Genomic DNA, 20,177 nt, shown 5'->3' on the forward strand with positions numbered 1-20,177 from the left:
CTTGCGGGCCTAAAGCTGTGACCCGATCGGTAAAATACTCAGAAAACCAGAGACGATGTGATCCCAGACCGACCCTGTGGGCTCGGAATTGTATTCCAGTATTTCCCCGTCCGGTCCTCGTGTTCTCCATTTAAGCTGGCCTGCGCGTTCCAACGTCACCTGGTAGGTGTAGGCGGGCAGGGCCGCGTCCAATGCACCCATCGTTTGAACGGCCATCGCGGGAGAGTCGATCAGAATGCCCATTTCGGTATTGATGTTCACAGACCGCGGGTCCCAATTGAATGAGCCAACAAAGAGGTAACGGTCGTCGATGGCAAAAGCCTTGGAATGCAGGCCGGATCGGGATTGTGCCCAGTTGATACCGCGACGCTGAACCTGATAGGCGTCTGGCCGCAATTCATAAAGCTCAACACCACCGCGCAGCAACGCTCTGCGTTTCTTGGCGTAATGGGCATAGACCGGCACGACGTCGTTCGACCCTAAGGAATTGGTCACGACTTTGACGTCCACACCGCGATTTTCCAACTCGGTCATCCATCGGACGCCATTGTTGCGCGGCACGAAATAGGCCGAGATGATATTTACCTCGCTGCTGGCAATTTCAAAATACGGCAGCAATTGCGATGCAAGAATGGGGTCGGACGTTTCAACGCCCGCAGCTTTTGAAGGCGGGTCAGCATACAAACGCGCGGGGACCCAATTCAGCCGCAGCGCGCCGTCGGCAAAATTCTCTTGCGCGGATTTCCTGAGCGCAGCGCCGTACTGGGTCTGTTTTGCTTCCTCCACCAACTCATTCAGCCTTGTGCGCGCATCGTTCAGGTCAAACGATTCCGGTTGTCCAACAACCACGCGTGCGGGAACGGCAAATTCACTGTTCCAATAGGCGTCAAAGCTCTGGGAAACCTCATTCACGACGGGGCCTGCCGCCAGCACGTCCAGATCGGCATAGTTCATTTCTTCCCGGGCCAGGAAATACTCGGCCCCGATGTTGCGCCCCCCGACGATCGTGAAGGTGTTGTCTGCGGTCATGGATTTATTGTGCATCCGGCGATTGATGCGTTTGATGTCTGTCAGGCCCGCAATCAGCAGGCTTTGATCCCGCCAAAAGGGATTGAAAAGCCGGATCTCGATATTCTCGTGATAGTCCAGCGCTGCGGTCATAGCGTCGTAGCTGGACGTGTCCATGTCATCTAAAAGCAGCCGGACACGAACGCCCCTGTCTGCCGCCTGCAAAAGGCTGGCTGCAAACAGGTGGCCCGTGGGGTCATTGTGCAAAAGGTAGTACTGCGCGTCGATGGTATGCTCGGCCGCAGCGGCCAGCAAAAGCCTTGAAACCAGCGCTTGTTCCCCATCACTGATCAGTTTTACCCCGGACCGCCCATCCTTGGGATCGCCAAGCCGGTTGGCTGCGCGCACAAGGGCGCTGTTTGCGGGGGTCGCAAAGGACGACGAAACAGACTTTTCATAGCTGCGCGTTTTGGGGGCGCATGCAGCAAGAGCCAGCGTACTGCACAGACAAACCACGACGGCCCATGGCTTCATCGACATTCTCCCCCCATTCTATCTCAGGTGACTACGCTTGTAGGGGTGATTGCAAGTTTGTTTCCGTATTCACCGGGTCGTTTCTCAAGCCTGTGTTGTTTGGGCGAAACCCCAAAAGGGCCCGCGCAGGGGTGTTCGCTGACCGCGTCGTTTTAAATTGAAGACGGAGTCTCGGATACTGAGGTTGAAGGGGTGTCGCCGGGTTTTGCAGGTCCGATCGGCCCCCAATTCTGATCATAAAGCACCTAACTGGTTCAAGGCACCTGCGCCGTCCCACAAATGGGTGACGATTTTCAGGTTCGGGGTTTGCGGCTCAGCAACCCGTATTTCATGGCCCAGGATCGGAATGAACGACGTTTGCGTCTTTCCGATTTCACTGCACGCTTGGACTGTGCGCCGCCCTGTCGGTTGAATTCGAACACATCAATCACCTTCTCGGCACAGCCGCAGGCTTCGCCCATGCCAACCTTGGCAAAGTAGAATTTCTCGAAACTATCCCGGTTTTTCATGGCGAGCCTCCTGACGTGATTGAACCCGTTTTGGGGGAAAACTCCAAATCACATTCCGGATGGTTGTTGAAAACGCCACGATGACCGGGTGTTTCCAAAATGCAAGCCATCAGATTTCGTGACCGCGAATTTGTTGTTTTCGTTTTTCGTAAACTAAGACTGGGTTACGGTTCGCTTAACGTCTAGCGCGTCTACAAGGATGCGCTTGCCGGCCGACAACATACGACAGGCGAACCTGCGATTGAAAAGACTTGTTGCGTACACACTGCCATTGTTCTGTGGTTTCGCCGCGTCGACCAACGCGCAAAACCTGGATCCAGACGCCTCGGAAACCGCCGCCCGGGCCGCTCTTGCGGTGCTGAGTATTGCCGCCACACCGAACGAAACACTGTCGTCCCTATCCTTTCTGAGCGCAGCCGGTGACGCGCGAAATCTGCGGTCCACACAGTTGCGCGGCGGGTTCAAACCATTGGACAACGGCCTGTATCTGGAAGGTCAGTTCGCCTATCAGAACTATAATCCGGTGGTGATATTCCCCGAAATCGGGTCTGATACCGAACTGGATGTGAAATGGTCAAGCATCGCCGCGACCCTTGGTGTCGGATGGGAATTTCCGCTCACAAATGATTGGCACATCCGGCCAGCCGCGCATCTGTCCCTTGGCCATGTCACAACGGACGCCGTGTTTTCCGACTTCCCGTTGTTTCCGACCCGCTCGAACGGAGTGGGCGAGGTGGATGGCAATCTGAACGCCTTTGGCTTCGGCGCGTCCCTGAGTCTTTTTCGCGAGGCACAGTTCGGCCGTTGGCACGCAGAATACAAACTGCGCCAAACATTTCTGGAGTTTCACCCGATAGACGAACCCGAGGTTGGGAATGCGCGCGCAAACTCGAATCAGACCACGTTGTTTTCGCGCTATCGCTATCCGCTGGACAAGGTCAAACTACTGGGCAGTCCGTCAAAGCTGGTTTTGGACGGGGGTGTTGTCCTCTATCACGGCGACAGCGCGATGGTGTTGGATACGGATTGGCTCGCGACGGTAGGTGTCGGAATTGAGGTCGATACCACAAAGATCGGGTTGCCCGCCGTCGAGGGCGCGCGCGTCATGCTGAACGGCGTTATCGCGGATTCGTTTTCGGGGTTTTCGGTCGGGTTCGGGGTTCGGTTCTGAACCTGCCACCAAAGGAGAAGGGCGCAGAAAACCTGCGCCCTTCTTACTGCTCTGGTTTTTGCCCAGATTATTTCCAGCCGGCTTCGTTAAAGATCTTTTGCGCTGTCGGCAGGTTTTCGGCGACGTCGGACAGGACGACCTCATCCGCTTTGAACTCACCCAGCGATTTCACCGAGTCCGCAAGCGCGACGCCTTCAACCGCGGGGAATTCGTCATTCCCGGCCGAGAAATATTGCTGGGCGCTGTCGCTTGCCAAATATTCGAGGAAGAGAACGGCATTCTCTTTGTTCGGCGCATTTGCAGCCACACCTGCACCGGACAGGTTCATATGCGCGCCATAGCTGTCCTGGTTCGGGAAGACCCAACCGATTGCATCGATATCGGCCGAGACGCCTTTTACATCTTTGCGGATTGCGCGAGCAAAGTAATAAGTGTTTGAAACCGCGATGTCGCATTCGCCGGATACGATACCCCGCAGCTGATCGGTATCACCGCCCTGTGGTTCGCGGGCCATGTTGGCCACGATGCCTTCGGCCCAGGCCTTTGCTGCTTCGGGGCCTTCATGGGTGATGATCGACGCCAGAAGGGTCTGGTTATAGGTGTTGCTGGACGACCGGATACAGACCTGCCCCTTGTATTCGGGCTTGGCAAGATCGGCATATGTCGCTGGAGGGTTAGCGACGTTTTCCTTGTCGTAGAAAATGATGCGACCACGTTGCGAGAAGCCGAACCATTCATTGTCGCTGTCCTGAAGGTTGTTCGGGATGCGTTCTTCAAGAACGGCGGTTTCGATCGGTTGCAGAATGCCGGCATTCTTGGCCCGTGAAAGGCGCGAGGTGTCGACTGTCAGCAGAATATCCGCGGGCGAGTTCGCGCCTTCGGCTTCCATCCGCGCGATCAGCTCATCGGCTTTGCCTTCGATGCGGTTGATGGTGATGCCAGTGGCCTTTTCGAAATCACTGTACAGGTTTTCGTCGGTGTCATAGTGGCGCGAGGAATAAAGGTTCAACTCACCCTCGGCAGCGGCAGAAGTGGCAATCAGGGCCGACAATGCGGCGGCGAAGCAGGTAGAGGATTTGAGCATCATAACTCCCAACATTGAAATGTGCGGCGTAGTAATCCGACTGAAATTGTCAATTAAACGATTCCCGAGTGGATGCAAGGAAATCTGACAAAATTAGTTGGTCAAATGGTCGCTATTGTCCGGTGGGGGCAAGATGCGGAAAGTACGATGCAGAAAAAGTTGGTGGGTAGGATTGTTAAGGGTCCAATGTGTGAATTGGATTCTACGCTGTGAGTGCACGCCGCACCAAACATGCTGCAACTGCGTAGTTCTTGGTCCCGCCATGCAAGGAAGAAGTCAGCCATTCGGACTGCGTGCCGCGATTTTAGAACCGCGAGTTCACACAGCGCGCAGCATTGCCACCATTGGCCATTTTCAAACAAAAAGCCGCTCTGCGGTGTAATCCGAGACATTGCCAAGCTAACTGAGCTCGCGAAAACGTTTTAGTCGAACCACGATACGTCCCAGTTGGGCGTCTTTGTGTTCTTCAAATCACCGGTCACGCCCGGTGTTTGGCCAGTTCACTCCAACACAATTCAAGAGCAGCCGAAGTGTTTTGGGATTTGCGCGCCGCGCAGATGTTCCATGAAAGGCTCTGTTTCATCGACACCGGTTTGATTTTCTTTGTGCTGATCAGTTCTGCGAAAGTGTCCGGCATCCCTCCTACGATATAGTCTGGCTCTGCCAATAATCCGGTCAGAAAGTTGTAGTCGTCGCATTCAATATTCGGCTGGGCATTGACCTTATTGACCGCCTCGGTGTTGCCACCAAGTGACTTTATCAGGGTCGCTCTCCAGTGTTTATGAAGATGCGGTGATGCAAAGGGAAAGTCGAAAACACCTGCCATTGTTTGTGGGCCGCGTTGGTGAATTTCATGATCGGGGTGCGCAACAAACTGAATTTGCCGTTTTTCCATCACCATGATTTCGACATTGTCGGCATCCGGTGTGTAGGTCAGATCGCCCAGAAACACATCGAACTGCCCCGCTTGCAACAAGTCGAGCGGACGCGCGTAGGCGCTCACCAGTATTCTGAATCGAAGGTCGGGCATTACCTGCCGCACAGATCGCAGGACGGGCACGATCAGAGATCTTGTGGTCAGAGGCCCGCAACCGATCAGCAAAGTACCAGGTCCGGCGTCACGCAAACTGGCAACACGCGTCGCATAGCGATCCAGGTCTTGCCGCAGAGCCTTAGCGATGGGCAAAAACTCCTGCCCCGCCCGCGTCAGCGTACTGCTGTTGCGCCTTCGATGAAACAGCACGAGCCCTGCATGGTCCTCGGCTTGCCCAATATAGCGGGAAAACGACGCGTTGGAGGCACCCATCACGCGGGCCGCGTGTTGGAAGCTGCCAGTTTCAGCCAAAGTAAGAAAGGCGGTTAAGGCGTTTTCATTCATCGAGCGGTCAATTTCATCTCAGTTATCGGTTTTTAACTTTCATAATGTGAAATCCTAGTAAAGCTCTGTTGCAGCATTAAAGTTTCGACCGTTATCCCTGATGAACCTTCCGATATTTCCATCATCGGTATCGCCTTCCACTTCCGCAGAGGTCAAAATGTTCAACCTTCGATCCATTGCGTTTTCGGCAACGGTGACCACAGCTTCGGTCTGTGCTACGCCTGTTTTGGCCGAAACCGACCAACCCAATATCCTTGTCATCATGGCCGACGATGTGGGGTGGGCCAGTCTTGGCAGCTATCATCAGGGGGTTAAAAGCATCAAAACCCCCAATCTCGATCAACTGGCAGCGGATGGCATGCGCCTGACGGATTATTATGCTCAGCCAAGCTGCACGGCGGGGCGTTCGGCCTTTATCACCGGGCAGTTGCCGGTTCGTACCGGGATGCATACCGTCGGCCTACCCGGAGACCCCGAAAAGGGTCTGAGTGATGACGATCCCACCTTGGCCAACATGCTGAAATCCTTGGGTTACACGACCGGCCAATTCGGTAAGAACCACTTGGGCGATATGAACAAGTTTCTGCCAACAGTGAAAGGCTTTGATGAATATTGGGGTTGGCTCTATCACTTGAACGCGATGGAATACACGTCTGACCCGGACTGGCCCAAAGATCAGAAATTCAACGACACTTTTGGTCCTCGGAATATCATCCACGCCTATGCGACAGATACGGTTGATGAAACGGTAGACCCGCGTTGGGGTCTGGTCGGCAAGCAACGCATCATCGACGATGGCCCCGCTCCGCCTGAACGGCAAAAGACGCTGGATGACGAAGTGACGGCCCATACACTGGGCTTCATCAACCGCGCGGTTGAAAGCAACACTCCGTTCTTTGTTTGGATGGCACCAGCGCGTGCGCATGTCTGGACACACCTGAGCCCTGAATACGAAGCCATGCTCGGCGATGGGCGTGGGCTGCAAGATGTGGTGATGAAGGAACTTGACGACAACGTAGGAAAAGTCATGGCTCGGCTGGAAGAACTGGGCGTTTCCGACAATACGATTGTTGTATTCACGTCCGACAACGGCCCCGAAACCATGACTTGGCCCGACGGGGGAACAACGCCGTTCCACGGTGAAAAGGGCACGACCTGGGAAGGCGGTTTCCGCGTGCCTGCCATTATTCGCTGGCCCGGGAAAGTTCCCGCCGGAACCGTGAGTAATGGCATCTTTGCCGGGCTCGACTGGATGCCAACCCTGGTCGCGGCTGCTGGTGGACCGGATGACTTGCCGGATGCTTTGTTAGAGGGTCACGAAGGCTATCAGGTGCATCTTGATGGTTACAATCAGTTGTCGTTCTTGACCGGCGCAGGCGACAGCAGTCGCGAAGAAATCGTCTACTACGAGGGGCCGGACCTGCAGGCCGTACGTCACGGTGACTGGAAAGCGCATTTCACAATTCAAACCGAAGGGTGGGCTGGACCCAAAGAGGAACTGAATGCTCCGCTTCTATTCAACTTGCGCCGTGATCCTTATGAAAAGGCGGCCGAGGAGTCGGGGATGTATACCCGGTGGATGGGCAACAAGATGTGGGCCTTTGGTCCTGCGGCTAAGATCGTTCAGAACCACCTGTCTACGTTCAAGGACTATCCTCCGCGGGGATCGGACGTAACCAATCAAACTCATGTGGAAGAACAAATCTCGACCGAAGGCGGGATGTCACAGTAAAACAAACAATAGTCGGGAGGCATCCAATTGTGCCTCTCGATCTTCTTAATCGAGTACTTGAAAACACCTGCGCACGTGGGTCCGCTTTGATACTTTGCTCGGGCACTCGTGTATGCCGCAGCGTCAAAAAGTCTGGGCTCGACGCCAATGTAGGAGCAATCGTGACATCGATTCGACCGCCCCAACCTCGCTCAGCTTTGGATCGGTTCTTACAGCACGCGTTCACTCCGACGGGCGAAAGCCTCAAAAATCTAACGCAAGACCGGAATCCTTCGCGCTGTGCAGCTTTTGCTGGGTCACACGAAAGTCGACAGCCGGGGCGCTACCCAGGCATTGAACTGGAGGGCGCGTTGAGCATCCGGCAACAGTCGGCGAGCGGCTCCGCCATTCCAGAACGGTTCTTTATCTTCTGTGCGTCATTGGGCCGTTTTGAGCCCAAAGTGTTGACAGCAATGCATCCTTTGAATGTCTGCTTCAAAGTATCCTATAAGCCATCTACTGTGACAGCGAGACGAGTTAACTAGCTATTGAAAGCGGCAAAATGCGTAAACCACAGGGTCGCCTTACTGACGTGTTTAGCCTTCCCAAAGATGAGACCGGTCAATCTCGGACAGTCCTCATGTTGGACCAGCTTACCCATGTTCCGGAAGCGGGGGATTTGCTAAGAGTGGCCGAATGCAACCTGTCGATTGCACAAATTGACAAACAGCGGACACGAAGCTGCTTGACGGGATGGAAACTGTCTGGTCGTGGCAGCATCGCCGTATTGGCCAACGAACCTGCTGAGGAGCTAAGTTCGTTAGTGAAGCGCCCAAATCGACTTTCGGTCACTTGGACCCCAAAAGCCGAATTGCCTTGGCACTTTAAGAAAGATGACTTGCCTACGTTTAAACGCCTAAACGAAGATTGGAACGCCCACCCAAACGATGCGAGCCTCAGCCTCGAACAAAAAGGTCAGACACTTCTGACGCGTGTGAAGCCAAATCACTACGTTTACCGTCAGTACGAGAATGTCCCAGAAATCACTGTTCGCTTTGAAGGGTGCGCGTTGTATCGCGTTACGCCCATAAACGACGAGGGATGGTATCGAGGGCAGTGCCGTTTCAGCGGCCTTGCGCCATCATGGGGAGAATTCTACGAAATTTCAGGCAATACACGAGATAACATGGACCCTACTCCTTGGATCAAGATGGAAGGAAACGGATCACGCCATTTTCATTTCTACCTGAGAGATCAAACTCTGGAAGTCAAAGCACAAGACTGGGCGCTGAATGATGTATAGCTGACGTTCGTGGCAATACTTCGAACGGCAACTCTGTCCCGCATAGCAGACATTAACACCGCAAACAAAAAAAGCCGCGCTCGAAAGCGCGGCTTTAAAATTCGGTAGAGTGCAGTTCTTAGCCCTGGCGAGCTTTAAACTTGCGCTGCGTCTTGTTGATCACGTAGACGCGGCCTTTGCGACGCACAACACGGCAATCACGGTGCCGGTTCTTGAGCGAGCGGAGCGAGTTCTTGACCTTCATGGGTCTGTCTCCAATCTGCGGCGCCTTCATCAAGGACGTGGCCAGCGCCTGGGTTTGCGGGTGTCCCGGGTCAGACCCGAAACAGTGAATAGATGGTGGGCGGTACAAGGATCGAACTTGTGACCCCTTCGATGTCAACGAAGTGCTCTACCGCTGAGCTAACCGCCCACTTAACCTTTGCGGTGCCCTGCCCCATAACGAAATGGGGCGCGGAACCCCGCGCCGGTAGCGGGGTCTATAAAAGGAGTCGCAAAGGGGTTCAAGGGGTTTGGTAGAACTATTTTCCGGTCTATGTTCAATGCGAACAAGGAGTCACCATGAAGAACGCTGCTTACGTATTGGATATGCCCGTCAAGCGCACGTCTTGCGTTGTATTTTCTTCTCCTCACAGTGGCCGGAACTACCCCGAAGCGATGCTGAACCGGACGGTTCTGAGCCAGAATGTGATTCGATCTTCGGAAGATGCATTCGTGGATCAGTTGTTTTCCGCAGCGACTGACCATGGTGCGCCCCTAATATCCGCAACAAAATCAAGAGCCTACCTGGATCTTAACCGCAGTGCTGAGGAGTTGGACCCGGCTTTGATCCAGGGCGCGCGCCGCCACGGCCATAACCCGCGTGTCGCTTCGGGGCTGGGCGTGATTCCCAGGGTCGTCGCCAATGGGCGCGCAATCTATCGCGGGAAGCTGACGATGGATGAGGCGCGTCTGCGCATCGACACCTGCTGGCGTCCTTATCATGCGCGTCTCAAGTCGCTGCTGGCCGAATCGCACGCGGCTTTTGGTCAGGCCATTTTGATTGATTGCCATTCGATGCCGCATGAAGCGGTTTCGATGGCCAGTACGACCACGTCCCAGCGCCCGCAGATCGTGTTGGGTGACAGATTTGGCGCTTCGGCTTCGACCGAGATTGTGGACCGGATCGAATCCGCGTTTGCCTCGGCGGGTCTGATCGTGGCGCGCAACGCGCCCTTCGCCGGCGCATACGTTACGCAGACCTACGGGCGGCCAGGGCGCAATCAGCACGCTATCCAGATTGAGATCGACCGATCTTTGTATATGGATGAGGTCAAAATCGCGCCGAACGGCAATTTCGCAGCGTTTCAGGACATGTTGCGGCAGGTCATACGGGAAATCTCGGGTATAGGCCGCGATCCGTTGCGTCTGGCGGCTGAGTAACCTCAGCGCAAAGCCCGGCCTTTGACAATCGCATCCGTTCCGAATCTGCGCCGGATTTCATCCGTTGCGCGTTCCGCCTGAGACCGCCTTGACGCGTCGGGATCCAAAAGGTCTCCCGAGATGTCCGCCTGATCTTCGGGGCACAGATCGGATATTCCGCAACCCAACAGACGATATGGCCCTTTGTCGCCGACCTGATCGAATAGCCCACGTGCGGTGCGGTAGATGCGGTCCGCGATCTGCGTGGCGTCCCGCAACGAGACACGTCGGGTGATGATCTTGTGGTTTGCTTGTTTAAGTTTCAGGGTTACGACCCGTCCGGCCAGCCCTTTGGCTTTGGCGCGATCCGCAACTTTTTCGGACATGCGCCACAGATGCCCATCAAGGATGTCCAGGCTGGCTGTATCCTCGAAAAACGTGGTTTCGTTGCTGATCGACTTCATTGGCTCGTGCGAAGACACGCGCCGTTTGTCCTGACCGCGCGCCAGATGCCATAGCCGATACCCCATAGATCCGAAGCGGGCTGTCAGTGCCTCCTGATCCCAGCGTAATAAATCCGAGAAGGCGCGGATGCCGGCACGATCCAGCGATTCCTGTGCCGCCGGGCCGATCCCCCAGATCAAGCGCACTGGTTTATCGTACAGAAACTCGGCGGTCTCAGCTTTGCCTATCACTGAAAACCCACGCGGTTTGTCCAGATCCGAGGCGACTTTGGCCAGAAACTTGTTGTGCGACAGACCGATTGAGCCTGTTACGCCCAGCTCGTCCTTCATCCGCTTAACCAGTCTTGCCAGCATGGCTGCCGGTGGCGCGCCATGCAGCCGCTGCGTACCGGACAGATCCATGAATGCTTCGTCCAGTGACAGTGGTTCGATTACAGGGGTCAATTCGTCCATCATGGCTCTGATCTGTCGTGACACCTCGGCGTAGACCGACATGCGAGGCTTGATGACCACGGCGTCCGGGCACAGTTGCAAGGCTTTGAACATCGGCATCGCAGAGCGGACACCCCGAATACGCGCCACATAACACGCGGTTGACACGACACCGCGTTTGCCGCCTCCGATGATCACCGGTTTGTCGGCCAGATCGGGATTGTCCCGCTTTTCAACCGAGGCATAGAATGCGTCGCAATCCATATGCGCGATGGACAGGTCGAACAGCTCGGGGTGCGTCTTGATCCGCGGGCTGCCGCAGGAAGGGCAGCGCGCTTCCTGTTCCAGAATCGAAAAGCAGTCGCGGCATAAAGCGGGCATTACATTTACATCTCAGTTTTATGCGCTTTGTCATATCAGGCGTTACTGGCTAAAATTTATCCGGTTGGGCAACAAAGAGAAAGCGCTCATGCAGTTCACGGGGGCGAAGGTCGCGCTGTTTCTTGGACCAGACCTTTTGGTCATTCAAAGGGACGACAAGAAGGACATTCCATTCCCGGGCCATTTCGACTTTCCCGGCGGAGGGCGCGAAGGGTCAGAGACGCCGCTGCAATGCGTCAGGCGCGAAACACTGGAAGAAGTCGGGCTGCACCTCGCCAAGGCTGATTTTGTCTGGTCGCGCATGTATGGGCAAAACTGGTTCTTCGCAGCACACCGGCCACCCAGCGACGTCAACCTGATCAGGTTTGGCGATGAGGGGCAAGGATGGTGTTTGATGTCGCCGGATATTTACCTTGAGAATGCGTTGACGGTGCCGAATTTCGCGATCCGCCTACGTGACTACTTGGCCCAAGGTAGGCCGTCTTTTGACATGTGAGGTTTTCAGAAGAAGACCCCCCGCGATTGGCGGGGGGAGGTGACGGACCTCAGGAAGAGATGGTCCGCGGGGAGTATCACGTCCCCAGAATCGCGCAAATTCCGAGATTTAGATAGGACCCAGGTCACACAACGAAAACTCGCATATTTCATGTGTGTTTTGGGGCACAGGGACGATTTGGCGCGGAATTGGCAAAAAGTGACGTTGGGTCAACTGCTTGAGCCGCAGAAACCGTCAGAAATTGTCTGCGCGGACGCGACCACCCGGCATCAAGCCCTAAAAAATTTTAGCCTGCAATGCGTCGAGAATTAAGCCCTGTTCGGTGCTTTTGCCTGCGGTGAGGACAATTCGGCAAGGATTGCCTCGGCAGCAGCTTTAGGGTCGTCGGCCTGATAGACAGGTCGGCCCACGACGATGTGGTCCACGCCATCTGCGACGGCATTTGCGGGTGTAGCAACTCGTTTCTGATCGCCAAGCGCGGCACCTGCGGGGCGGACGCCCGGGGTCACGATCAGACGACCTTCGGCCTGGGGCAGGGCACGGATTAGCGCGGCTTCTTGCGGGCTGGCGATGACGCCGTCGGCACCAGCCTCAAGCGCGCGTGCAGCGCGTTCGACAACCAGATCCTGAACGTCGCCCTCTTTTAGTAGGCTGGCATCCAGGTCGTCGCGGTTCAGCGAGGTTAAGATGGTAACGGCCAAAATCTTGAGGTCTTTGCCAGCGGCCCCTTCTTTCGCGGCCCGAACCACATGCGGATCACCATGCACCGTCAGGAAATCCAGATCGAATTGCGCCAGCCCGCGAACGGCGTTTTCGACGGTGTTACCGATATCGAACAGCTTCATGTCCAGAAAGATGCGCTTGCCGTGTTCCTGTTTCAGTTCATTGGCCAAAGCCAACCCGCCACCGGTCAGCATCCCCAGCCCGATCTTGTAAAAGGAAACGCTGTCGCCCAGCTGTTCTGCCATTGCCAGACCCTGAAGGGCATTGGGAACATCTAGGGCTACGATCAGGCGATCATCGGACATGGTGCGGGCTCCTTTTTGGCAAACGTCTGCGTCCTAGCGGTTTCGGGCGGCCGTGTCCATGCAGCGCGCGCGTGATCGAGATCACGCAGCTTTGGCCGGACTGTGATATGGTGCCGATCATTCATAAGAATTTCTCGATGGGGGGACTATGAAACAGGTATTTAGTGTTGGGATACTTCTGGCCCTGATGGGATGTCAGGATATGCCATTGGAAAATGAGGCCGCGGATACGGTCATCAAATCCCCGACAAATGACAATTTGCGCCTGGTGGGGGGGTATCGTTCGACCGACGATGATTGCCAATTGACCGGCGAGACGTCTTTTACAGTCAATTTTCTGGATGATGCAGCAGACCTTGTTTCCTGCCCGACGGGCAGCGACGCCGCACAATCGTTGGTGGAAATGTACCCTGCACGCGAGGTCGCGCAGACGGGCGGATACAATGTCTACACCGTACCCCGACGATAAGTCTGAATCTGCGCTCCAGCCTCTTGAACGGGCAAAGATATTTCCCAGATTGAATGTGAGGCCCAGACCGACGCGTGCCGCCAAGCGGGCGCATCACATTCAGGGCGCTTAGGAAAAGGAGAATACTATGGACTTAAACAAGTTCACCGAGCGGGCACGGGGATTCGTGCAGGCATCGCAGACCATTGCGCTGCGTGAGGGGCACCAACGATTGATGCCCGAACACCTTTTGAAAGCATTGATGGATGACGATCAGGGGCTGGCCAGCAACCTGATCACACGCGCCGGCGGCGCGCCGACCCGCGTGGTCGAAGCACTGGACGCCGCGCTGTCAAAGATTCCGAAGGTCAGCGGTGATGCGAGCCAGATCTATATGGATGGCCAGACGGCCAAGGTTTTTGCCGAGGCTGAAAAAATCGCCACCAAAGCAGGCGACAGCTTTGTGCCGGTCGAACGCGTTCTGATGGCCCTGTGCATGGTGAAATCCAAGGCCAAAGAGGCGTTGGAAGCCGGTGCTGTATCCGCCCAAAAGCTGAATGAAGCGATCAATGACATCCGCAAGGGTCGCACGGCTGACACCGCATCGGCGGAAGAAGGCTATGACGCGCTCAAGAAATACGCGCGTGACCTGACCGAAGCCGCAGCTGAGGGCAAGATCGACCCGATCATCGGACGGGATGAAGAAATCCGCCGCTCGATGCAGGTTCTGTCGCGCCGCACCAAAAACAACCCGGTTCTGATCGGTGAACCCGGCGTCGGTAAAACCGCGATTGCCGAGGGCATGGCCCTGCGCATCGTGAACGGAGACGTGCCGGAATCGCTGAAGGATAAGAAACTGCTCGCGCTCGACATGGGCGCACTGATCGCCGGTGCGAAATACCGTGGTGAGTTCGAAGAACGCCTCAAGGCCGTTCTGACCGAGGTCACCGAGGCCGCCGGTGAAATCATCCTGTTCATCGACGAGATGCACACGCTGGTCGGTGCCGGGAAATCCGATGGCGCGATGGACGCCGCGAACCTGATCAAGCCCGCGCTTGCCCGGGGTGAGCTGCATTGTATCGGCGCGACCACGCTGGATGAGTATCGCAAATACGTGGAAAAAGACGCGGCCCTTGCGCGCCGGTTCCAGCCGGTTGTGGTACAGGAGCCGACTGTCGAGGACACAATCAGCATCCTGCGCGGCATCAAGGAAAAGTACGAGCTACACCACGGTGTGCGTATCTCAGACTCGGCTTTGGTGTCGGCAGCGACCCTGTCGCATCGCTACATCACTGATCGCTTCCTGCCCGACAAGGCCATCGACTTAGTCGATGAAGCGTCGGCTCGCTTGCGGATGGAAGTGGACAGCAAGCCAGAGGAACTCGATCAACTGGATCGTCAGATTTTGCAGATGCAGATCGAGGAACAGGCGCTGAAGCTCGAAGATGATGCGGCCTCCAAGGACCGTCTGGAAACCTTGCAAAAGGATCTGGCCGATCTGCAGGAGAAATCTGCCGAGATGACCGCCCAGTGGCAGGCTGAACGCGACAAACTTGCTGGCGCGCGCGATCTGAAAGAGCAGCTCGACAAGGCGCGCGCTGATCTCGAGATTGCCAAGCGTGAAGGCAACCTCGCCAAAGCGGGTGAGCTGTCTTACGGCGTCATCCCAGAGCTTGAGAAAAAGCTGACCGAGGCCGAAAATGCCGAAAGCAGCCAGATGATGGCCGAGGAAACGGTGCGTCCGGAACAGATCGCTTCGGTGGTTGAACGCTGGACTGGTATCCCGACCTCGAAGATGCTGGAAGGTGAGCGCGAGAAACTGCTGCGGATGGAAGACGATCTGCATTCCCGCGTGATCGGTCAGGATGCGGCGGTCACTGCTGTGGCCAATGCTGTACGTCGTGCGCGTGCGGGCCTGAACGACGAAGGCCGCCCGCTGGGCTCGTTCCTGTTCCTCGGGCCCACGGGTGTAGGTAAGACCGAGCTGACCAAAGCCGTGGCGAACTTCCTGTTCGACGACGACAACGCGATGGTGCGTATCGATATGTCCGAGTTCATGGAGAAACACGCGGTTGCCCGTCTGATCGGTGCCCCTCCGGGCTATGTCGGTTATGACGAAGGTGGTGTGCTGACCGAAGCCGTACGACGCCGGCCCTATCAGGTTGTGCTGTTTGACGAGGTCGAAAAGGCGCACCCGGATGTGTTCAACGTTCTGCTGCAGGTTCTCGATGACGGCGTTCTGACCGACGGTCAGGGCCGCACCGTGGACTTCAAGCAGACGCTGATCATCCTGACGTCGAACCTTGGGTCTCAGGCGCTCAGCCAGTTGCCAGAAGGTGCCGACAGTGCGCAGGCCAAGCGTGACGTGATGGACGCGGTCCGGGCGCATTTCCGGCCTGAGTTCCTGAACCGTCTGGACGAAACGATCATCTTTGATCGCCTAAAGCGGGCCGATATGGATGGTATTGTCGATATCCAGATGGCTCGTCTGCAGAAACGTCTGGCCGCCCGCAAGATCGAGCTGGTCTTGGATGGCGGCGCCAAGGAATGGCTTGCCGACGAGGGCTATGACCCGGTCTTCGGTGCACGCCCGCTGAAACGCGTTATCCAGCGTGCCTTGCAAAACCCGCTGGCCGAGGCTCTGCTTGCCGGTGAGATCAAGGATGGTGAGACCGTCCCTGTGACCGCAGGCTCAGACGGTCTGATTATCGGCGACCGGCTGGGTACGTCAGAGCGGCCCCGTCCGGATGATGCCGTGGTGCATTAAACCAAACAAAGGCCCGCCACACCGGCGGGCCTTCTTTTTTAAGTCACTTCAAAAGCAACTTGTTCAAGTGGGTCGCAGTTGAACAAGTGAGAAAGACGAGGCGTCCAAAGAATCCATAGGGAAATCCATCGTCTCTGGACCCAGGCCCAATTCGCTCAAGTATTTTTCGGTCCCTCTGCGCCCAAATATGTGCTCAAGCACAGAAAACCCTTGTTCAGACGCGTAGGCGCTGACCTCAGTGGGAGAGATGTTGAAACGAAAGGGTTCGCCGACTCCGGCCACCGCATTTCCGATACTGTCGACTTCCTTTTGCGCTTGCGACGTTGCGGCGGTTGACGCGTATGTCGTCAGAAAACGCGTTTCATTTGAACCATTCGACCGGATCATTGTGTAGACATCTGCAACTTCGGGCGGTGCTACATATTCCAGCGAAACCTCAGCAATAAAGACCGTGCCCAGTTCATGGTCGTAACCGAGCGACTGCAACTTATCGAGCGTTGTCTCACGAGAGAAATCAACCGCCGTATATCGAACGTTTGGTGGAACGCCAAAATTTGAACTGATCAAAGACCGCTTGGCTTCGATGGTCTCGGGGCGGTCGACCTCGAAAACCGGAATGTGGCTGTGACTGTTGGACAGCCTCAGACCCAGCGTATCAAGACCTGCGCCAAGTACTACGATCTGACGTGCACCATTCTTGATTGCAGTAAGCGCGCGGCTTTGCATGAATGTCTTGCGCCACAGGACCGACGCGACGAGACGGCGCGCCACTGAACGGTCATCGGCGAACTTGAGCACGGCATCCCAGTCGGTAGCTTGATCCAGGACCTCGGGCCCCTCGGTAGAACCGTTGCGAAACAGCTGCTCGGCAAATGGGTCATAGAATACACGCCGATATGTTGGGTTGCGGTTTACCAAGGCGCAAAAGGCGCAAACCCCAAGAGCGGTGCGGCTTAGGCCGGGAATGGCACTTTGCGGAACATAAAACATGAAAAGCTCGCTTCAATTGTCTGTATGACAACGTAGCCTGAATACCCTACCAATTGGCAGAGTTCAGATTATCCGGTCAAAGTCGCCAGTCTTTTGGAGATAAGGCCCGCCAGCAGGCGGGCCACTTCGTTCAAACCATTGCAAAAATGCGCGCAGGCCCGCCGGTGCCACCGGCATGTTTTGGCGCACCGATCACCAGCGTTGCGCCAGCCGCCGGTACGCGATCCAGTCCCGCGATATTCTCAATCCCGAAACGGCCCGTGGGCAGCCAAGCATAATGGGTGGCGAAGTCGGTCGATATGCCGTGGTCCAGGGACAGCGTGTCGGATGCGATCGAGCGTGCACCGGTCTCTTCGATCAGCATCATTGCGGCTTCGGGGTGGAAACCCGGGTAATGTTGTGCCTGACCGTCGAAACCGCGATACGCGTCGCTGTCAGCTTTGGCGGCCCAACCGGAATACAAGGCCACGCAAGCGCCATCCGGAATGTCTCCGTTGGCAGACATCCATGCCTTCAGGTCATCTGGTGTCAGCAGCGTATCGACATCCTCGGCTGCGCGGGCGGCAATGTCGACAACGCAAAGCGGTGCCACAAGATCGGACACGGGGATTTCGTCCACCGAAGCACCATCCGCTGAAAAGTGCAGCGGCGCGTCGATATGTGTGCCTGTGTGTTCATTGACTGTCAGGCGCTGCAGGTTAAAGCCGTGTTCGCCAAAATTGAAAACCTGTTCGGACGCGTACCCCGGTTCGCCAAAATAGGTTGGGAAATCGGCACTGATCGTATGGGTCATATCCTCGACCTTACCCTCACCAGCGGCGAGGGCGAACGATGCACTGGTGCCAGTTGCGGCAACAGCCACACCAGAGGCAGCGGCAGCTTTGAAGAACCCTCTTCTAGACAGCATACGGTCTTTGACCGCGTTCATCACGCAGATGTCACACATTCGTCTTCTCCCTTTAGTCTTGCCCGACAATCGGGTGGACAGCGGATCTAAGGGCCTGTTGGCCAATCCTGGCAACAAGACTGCAAGTTGCGTGAAGCAGTTGTAAAGATTGAAGGCCTTGGTGTACCGCCTAAATTGGGCGGGATGCGATCAACTTGGCGTGACAGGTATCAACGGTATTGCCGCAATTGGTTCCCGGGGATTGTCATAGGTAATTTGTATTTGATTTGGCGTGAAACGTTACAGTCTCTTCTCCCAATCGTGACGCATGTTGCCTTGGCGGTGTGGTATCAGCGGATTATCTGGAATCTCAGGCTAGCTTACCAAGGAGACTTAAATGGCGCATCGCTGGACCAATACACTGACACATGCCGACGTCACGCCACAGGCGGCGTTCTTGAACCGGCGGCAGGTGATGGCCGGCCTGGCAGGTGTGGGATTGGCGGGGCTAGCCAGACCGGCGGCGGCACAGGAAGTTCTGGAACCCAACACCTGGGAAGAGATCACCTCGTACAATAACTTTTATGAGTTCGGCACTCGCAAGGACGATCCCGCAAAATACGCGCATACTCTGGTGACCGAGCCCTGGAGCGTCACAATCGACGGTTTGGTCGACAAACCGGGTGACTATGATATCAAAGACATCATGTCCGAGATGACGGTTGAAGAGCGCATCTACAGATTCCGGTGTGTTGAGGCTTGGTCGATGGTGGTCCCGTGGAACGGGTTTGAACTGGCTGATCTGCTGAATATGGCTGGTGTGCAGGAAGGCGCCAAGTACGTGGCGTTTGAAACAGCATACCGTCCCGATGAGATGCCGGGCGTTCAATTTCCGATCCTCGAATGGCCCTACCGGGAAGGTTTGCGCCTGGACGAGGCGATGCACCCACTGACCATCATGGCGACCGGCATCTATGACAAACCCATTCCCAACCAGAATGGCGCGCCTCTGCGTCTGGTGGTGCCGTGGAAATACGGTTTCAAGTCTATCAAGTCTATTGTTCGCATCACCGTTTCGGATGTTGAACCGCCCACCAGTTGGAACATGTCCGCTCCGCGCGAGTATGGTTTCTATAGTAACGTGAACCCCAACGTGGATCACCCACGCTGGTCACAGGCCGCGGAACGTCAGATTGGCGGCGGTCTCTTTGCCAAGCGTATCCCGACGCTGATGTTCAATGGATACGAAGAAGAGGTCGCCGAACTTTACGACGGTATGGATCTGAAGGAATTCTACTAAGACCATGCAGACGCTGAATCAGATATTGCGCCGCATTCCGGTGTGGCTGGTCTACCTGTTGGGGGCGCTTCCGGCCCCTTGGCTGTTTTACCAGGGGCTGACCGGCGGTCTGGGCGTGGATCCGATTGAGGCTTTGGAACACCGGTATGGCGAACTGGCGCTTCAACTGTTGATCGTCGTGTTGGCAATATCGCCGCTGCGGCGATTCTTTGGGCTGAACCTGCTCAAGTTTCGCCGGGCGCTGGGCGTGCTGACCTTTGCCTATATCAGCCTGCATCTTTTGGTGTGGCTGGTGTTGGACGTGCAGCTGCCCAGTCAGATCTGGGCGGATATCTTGAAGCGTCCCTATATTACAGTCGGCATGGCAGCGTTTATCCTGATGATCCCGCTGGCGGTAACGTCAAACAACCTGTCCCTGCGCAAATTGGGGGCCCGTTGGCGCATCCTGCAGCGGCTTGTCTTTCCCGCCGCGATTCTGGGCGGGCTGCACTATGTTATGCTTGCCAAGGGATTTCAGATCGAACCGCTGGTCTACCTGTCTCTGATCGTTAGCTTGATTCTGCTGCGCATTCCGGTTTCCGGCCTGCTGACTCGGTTCCGCGCGGCCGATTCCGCCTGACTCAGTACCGAGTCTGTGGGTAACTCTGTCTAATACTCCAGATTCGCTGCCAGCTACTCTGTCGATCGCTTTGTTTGGAATAGTCGTCACTTATTAATATATTGTTTTTATGCAATAAATTAAGAAAATTCGGTTTTTCGTAAGTTTGTCCAATTTTCTGCTTGCGGACTTATGCGGTTATACTTAGAACCCCCTTCACCGGCGCTGCTGAGGCGGTGCTGACGGGTCGGAGAGACGGCCGGACGGGTTGGAGAGACAGCCGGACGC

Annotated in this window: 18 protein-coding genes, 1 tRNA gene and 1 pseudogene; 10 read left to right on the forward strand and 10 right to left on the reverse strand. The window is 55.9% G+C overall.

Annotation, left to right across the window (positions count from 1 at the left end):
• Window positions 1-9 precede the first annotated feature (9 nt).
• Together AC2FI9_RS19415 and AC2FI9_RS19420 are read right to left on the reverse strand one after the other, a co-directional pair.
• A complete protein-coding gene (locus AC2FI9_RS19415; protein ID WP_496769934.1) occupies window positions 10-1,542 on the reverse strand; it encodes a phospholipase D family protein in 1,533 nt (510 codons plus the stop codon).
• A gap of 293 nt (window positions 1,543-1,835) precedes the next feature.
• The gene (locus AC2FI9_RS19420) at window positions 1,836-2,051 is read right to left on the reverse strand and encodes a hypothetical protein (protein WP_496737020.1); all 216 of its coding nucleotides are present in this window, start codon (window positions 2,049-2,051) and stop codon (window positions 1,836-1,838) included.
• A 241-nt stretch (window positions 2,052-2,292) separates the two neighbouring features.
• Here AC2FI9_RS19420 and AC2FI9_RS19425 point away from each other — a divergent pair, with 241 nt between their 5' ends.
• On the forward strand, window positions 2,293-3,222 hold the full coding sequence (locus AC2FI9_RS19425) for an autotransporter domain-containing protein (RefSeq protein ID WP_496769936.1): 930 nt from the start codon (window positions 2,293-2,295) through the stop codon (window positions 3,220-3,222).
• 67 nt (window positions 3,223-3,289) lie between these two features.
• Here AC2FI9_RS19425 and AC2FI9_RS19430 read toward each other — a convergent pair whose 3' ends face one another.
• Together AC2FI9_RS19430 and AC2FI9_RS19435 are read right to left on the reverse strand one after the other, a co-directional pair.
• Complete coding sequence (locus AC2FI9_RS19430) at window positions 3,290-4,306, reverse strand: Fe(3+) ABC transporter substrate-binding protein (protein ID WP_496769938.1); 1,017 nt, start codon at window positions 4,304-4,306, stop codon at window positions 3,290-3,292.
• Between the two features lie 478 nt (window positions 4,307-4,784).
• On the reverse strand, window positions 4,785-5,684 hold the full coding sequence (locus tag AC2FI9_RS19435) for a LysR family transcriptional regulator (RefSeq protein WP_496769940.1): 900 nt from the start codon (window positions 5,682-5,684) through the stop codon (window positions 4,785-4,787).
• A gap of 157 nt (window positions 5,685-5,841) precedes the next feature.
• Between AC2FI9_RS19435 and AC2FI9_RS19440 the strand changes: the two genes are divergently transcribed.
• The 3 genes and pseudogenes from AC2FI9_RS19440 (at window position 5,842) to AC2FI9_RS19450 (ending at window position 8,698) form a co-directional block, all read left to right on the forward strand.
• On the forward strand, window positions 5,842-7,416 hold the full coding sequence (locus AC2FI9_RS19440) for an arylsulfatase (protein WP_496769942.1): 1,575 nt from the start codon (window positions 5,842-5,844) through the stop codon (window positions 7,414-7,416).
• 210 nt (window positions 7,417-7,626) lie between these two features.
• Window positions 7,627-7,781 (forward strand): annotated as a pseudogene (locus AC2FI9_RS19445) (integrase); the annotation flags it as partial.
• 254 nt (window positions 7,782-8,035) lie between these two features.
• Window positions 8,036-8,698: a hypothetical protein gene (locus AC2FI9_RS19450; RefSeq protein ID WP_496769946.1), complete on the forward strand. Its 663-nt coding sequence runs from the start codon at window positions 8,036-8,038 to the stop codon at window positions 8,696-8,698.
• 118 nt (window positions 8,699-8,816) lie between these two features.
• Here the strand turns inward: AC2FI9_RS19450 and ykgO are convergent, their stop codons facing one another.
• Together ykgO and AC2FI9_RS19460 are read right to left on the reverse strand one after the other, a co-directional pair.
• The gene (gene ykgO, locus AC2FI9_RS19455) at window positions 8,817-8,942 is read right to left on the reverse strand and encodes a type B 50S ribosomal protein L36 (protein ID WP_005648635.1); all 126 of its coding nucleotides are present in this window, start codon (window positions 8,940-8,942) and stop codon (window positions 8,817-8,819) included.
• A 93-nt stretch (window positions 8,943-9,035) separates the two neighbouring features.
• Window positions 9,036-9,110, reverse strand: a tRNA-Val gene (locus AC2FI9_RS19460).
• A 149-nt stretch (window positions 9,111-9,259) separates the two neighbouring features.
• On the opposite strand from AC2FI9_RS19460, the gene AC2FI9_RS19465 reads away from it, so the two are divergent.
• Entirely contained in the window at window positions 9,260-10,120 is an 861-nt protein-coding gene (locus tag AC2FI9_RS19465) for an N-formylglutamate amidohydrolase (RefSeq protein ID WP_496699870.1), read from the forward strand.
• 2 nt (window positions 10,121-10,122) lie between these two features.
• Here the strand turns inward: AC2FI9_RS19465 and AC2FI9_RS19470 are convergent, their stop codons facing one another.
• Window positions 10,123-11,376 (reverse strand): DNA polymerase IV, encoded by a 1,254-nt coding sequence (locus AC2FI9_RS19470; protein ID WP_496769947.1) that lies wholly within the window; start codon window positions 11,374-11,376, stop codon window positions 10,123-10,125.
• 88 nt (window positions 11,377-11,464) lie between these two features.
• On the opposite strand from AC2FI9_RS19470, the gene AC2FI9_RS19475 reads away from it, so the two are divergent.
• Window positions 11,465-11,872 (forward strand): NUDIX domain-containing protein, encoded by a 408-nt coding sequence (locus AC2FI9_RS19475; RefSeq protein ID WP_496769949.1) that lies wholly within the window; start codon window positions 11,465-11,467, stop codon window positions 11,870-11,872.
• Window positions 11,873-12,180: 308 nt separating this feature from the next.
• On the opposite strand, the gene pyrF is transcribed toward AC2FI9_RS19475, so the two are convergent.
• Window positions 12,181-12,900: an orotidine-5'-phosphate decarboxylase gene (gene pyrF / locus AC2FI9_RS19480; RefSeq protein WP_496769951.1), complete on the reverse strand. Its 720-nt coding sequence runs from the start codon at window positions 12,898-12,900 to the stop codon at window positions 12,181-12,183.
• Between the two features lie 148 nt (window positions 12,901-13,048).
• On the opposite strand from pyrF, the gene AC2FI9_RS19485 reads away from it, so the two are divergent.
• Window positions 13,049-13,369: a hypothetical protein gene (locus AC2FI9_RS19485; protein WP_496769952.1), complete on the forward strand. Its 321-nt coding sequence runs from the start codon at window positions 13,049-13,051 to the stop codon at window positions 13,367-13,369.
• 127 nt (window positions 13,370-13,496) lie between these two features.
• Window positions 13,497-16,115: an ATP-dependent chaperone ClpB gene (gene clpB / locus AC2FI9_RS19490; protein ID WP_496769954.1), complete on the forward strand. Its 2,619-nt coding sequence runs from the start codon at window positions 13,497-13,499 to the stop codon at window positions 16,113-16,115.
• Window positions 16,116-16,178: 63 nt separating this feature from the next.
• Here the strand turns inward: clpB and AC2FI9_RS19495 are convergent, their stop codons facing one another.
• A complete protein-coding gene (locus AC2FI9_RS19495) occupies window positions 16,179-17,105 on the reverse strand; it encodes a class I SAM-dependent methyltransferase (RefSeq protein WP_496769956.1) in 927 nt (308 codons plus the stop codon).
• A gap of 130 nt (window positions 17,106-17,235) precedes the next feature.
• Window positions 17,236-18,051: a cyclase family protein gene (locus tag AC2FI9_RS19500; RefSeq protein ID WP_496727428.1), complete on the reverse strand. Its 816-nt coding sequence runs from the start codon at window positions 18,049-18,051 to the stop codon at window positions 17,236-17,238.
• A 337-nt stretch (window positions 18,052-18,388) separates the two neighbouring features.
• On the opposite strand from AC2FI9_RS19500, the gene msrP reads away from it, so the two are divergent.
• The gene (gene msrP, locus AC2FI9_RS19505) at window positions 18,389-19,291 is read left to right on the forward strand and encodes a protein-methionine-sulfoxide reductase catalytic subunit MsrP (RefSeq protein WP_496769958.1); all 903 of its coding nucleotides are present in this window, start codon (window positions 18,389-18,391) and stop codon (window positions 19,289-19,291) included.
• Between the two features lie 4 nt (window positions 19,292-19,295).
• Window positions 19,296-19,910, forward strand: a complete 615-nt coding sequence (gene msrQ / locus AC2FI9_RS19510; protein ID WP_496769960.1) for a protein-methionine-sulfoxide reductase heme-binding subunit MsrQ — start codon at window positions 19,296-19,298, stop codon at window positions 19,908-19,910.
• Window positions 19,911-20,177: the final 267 nt, after the last annotated feature.

This window comes from Ruegeria sp. CDSA246 (assembly GCF_059611225.1).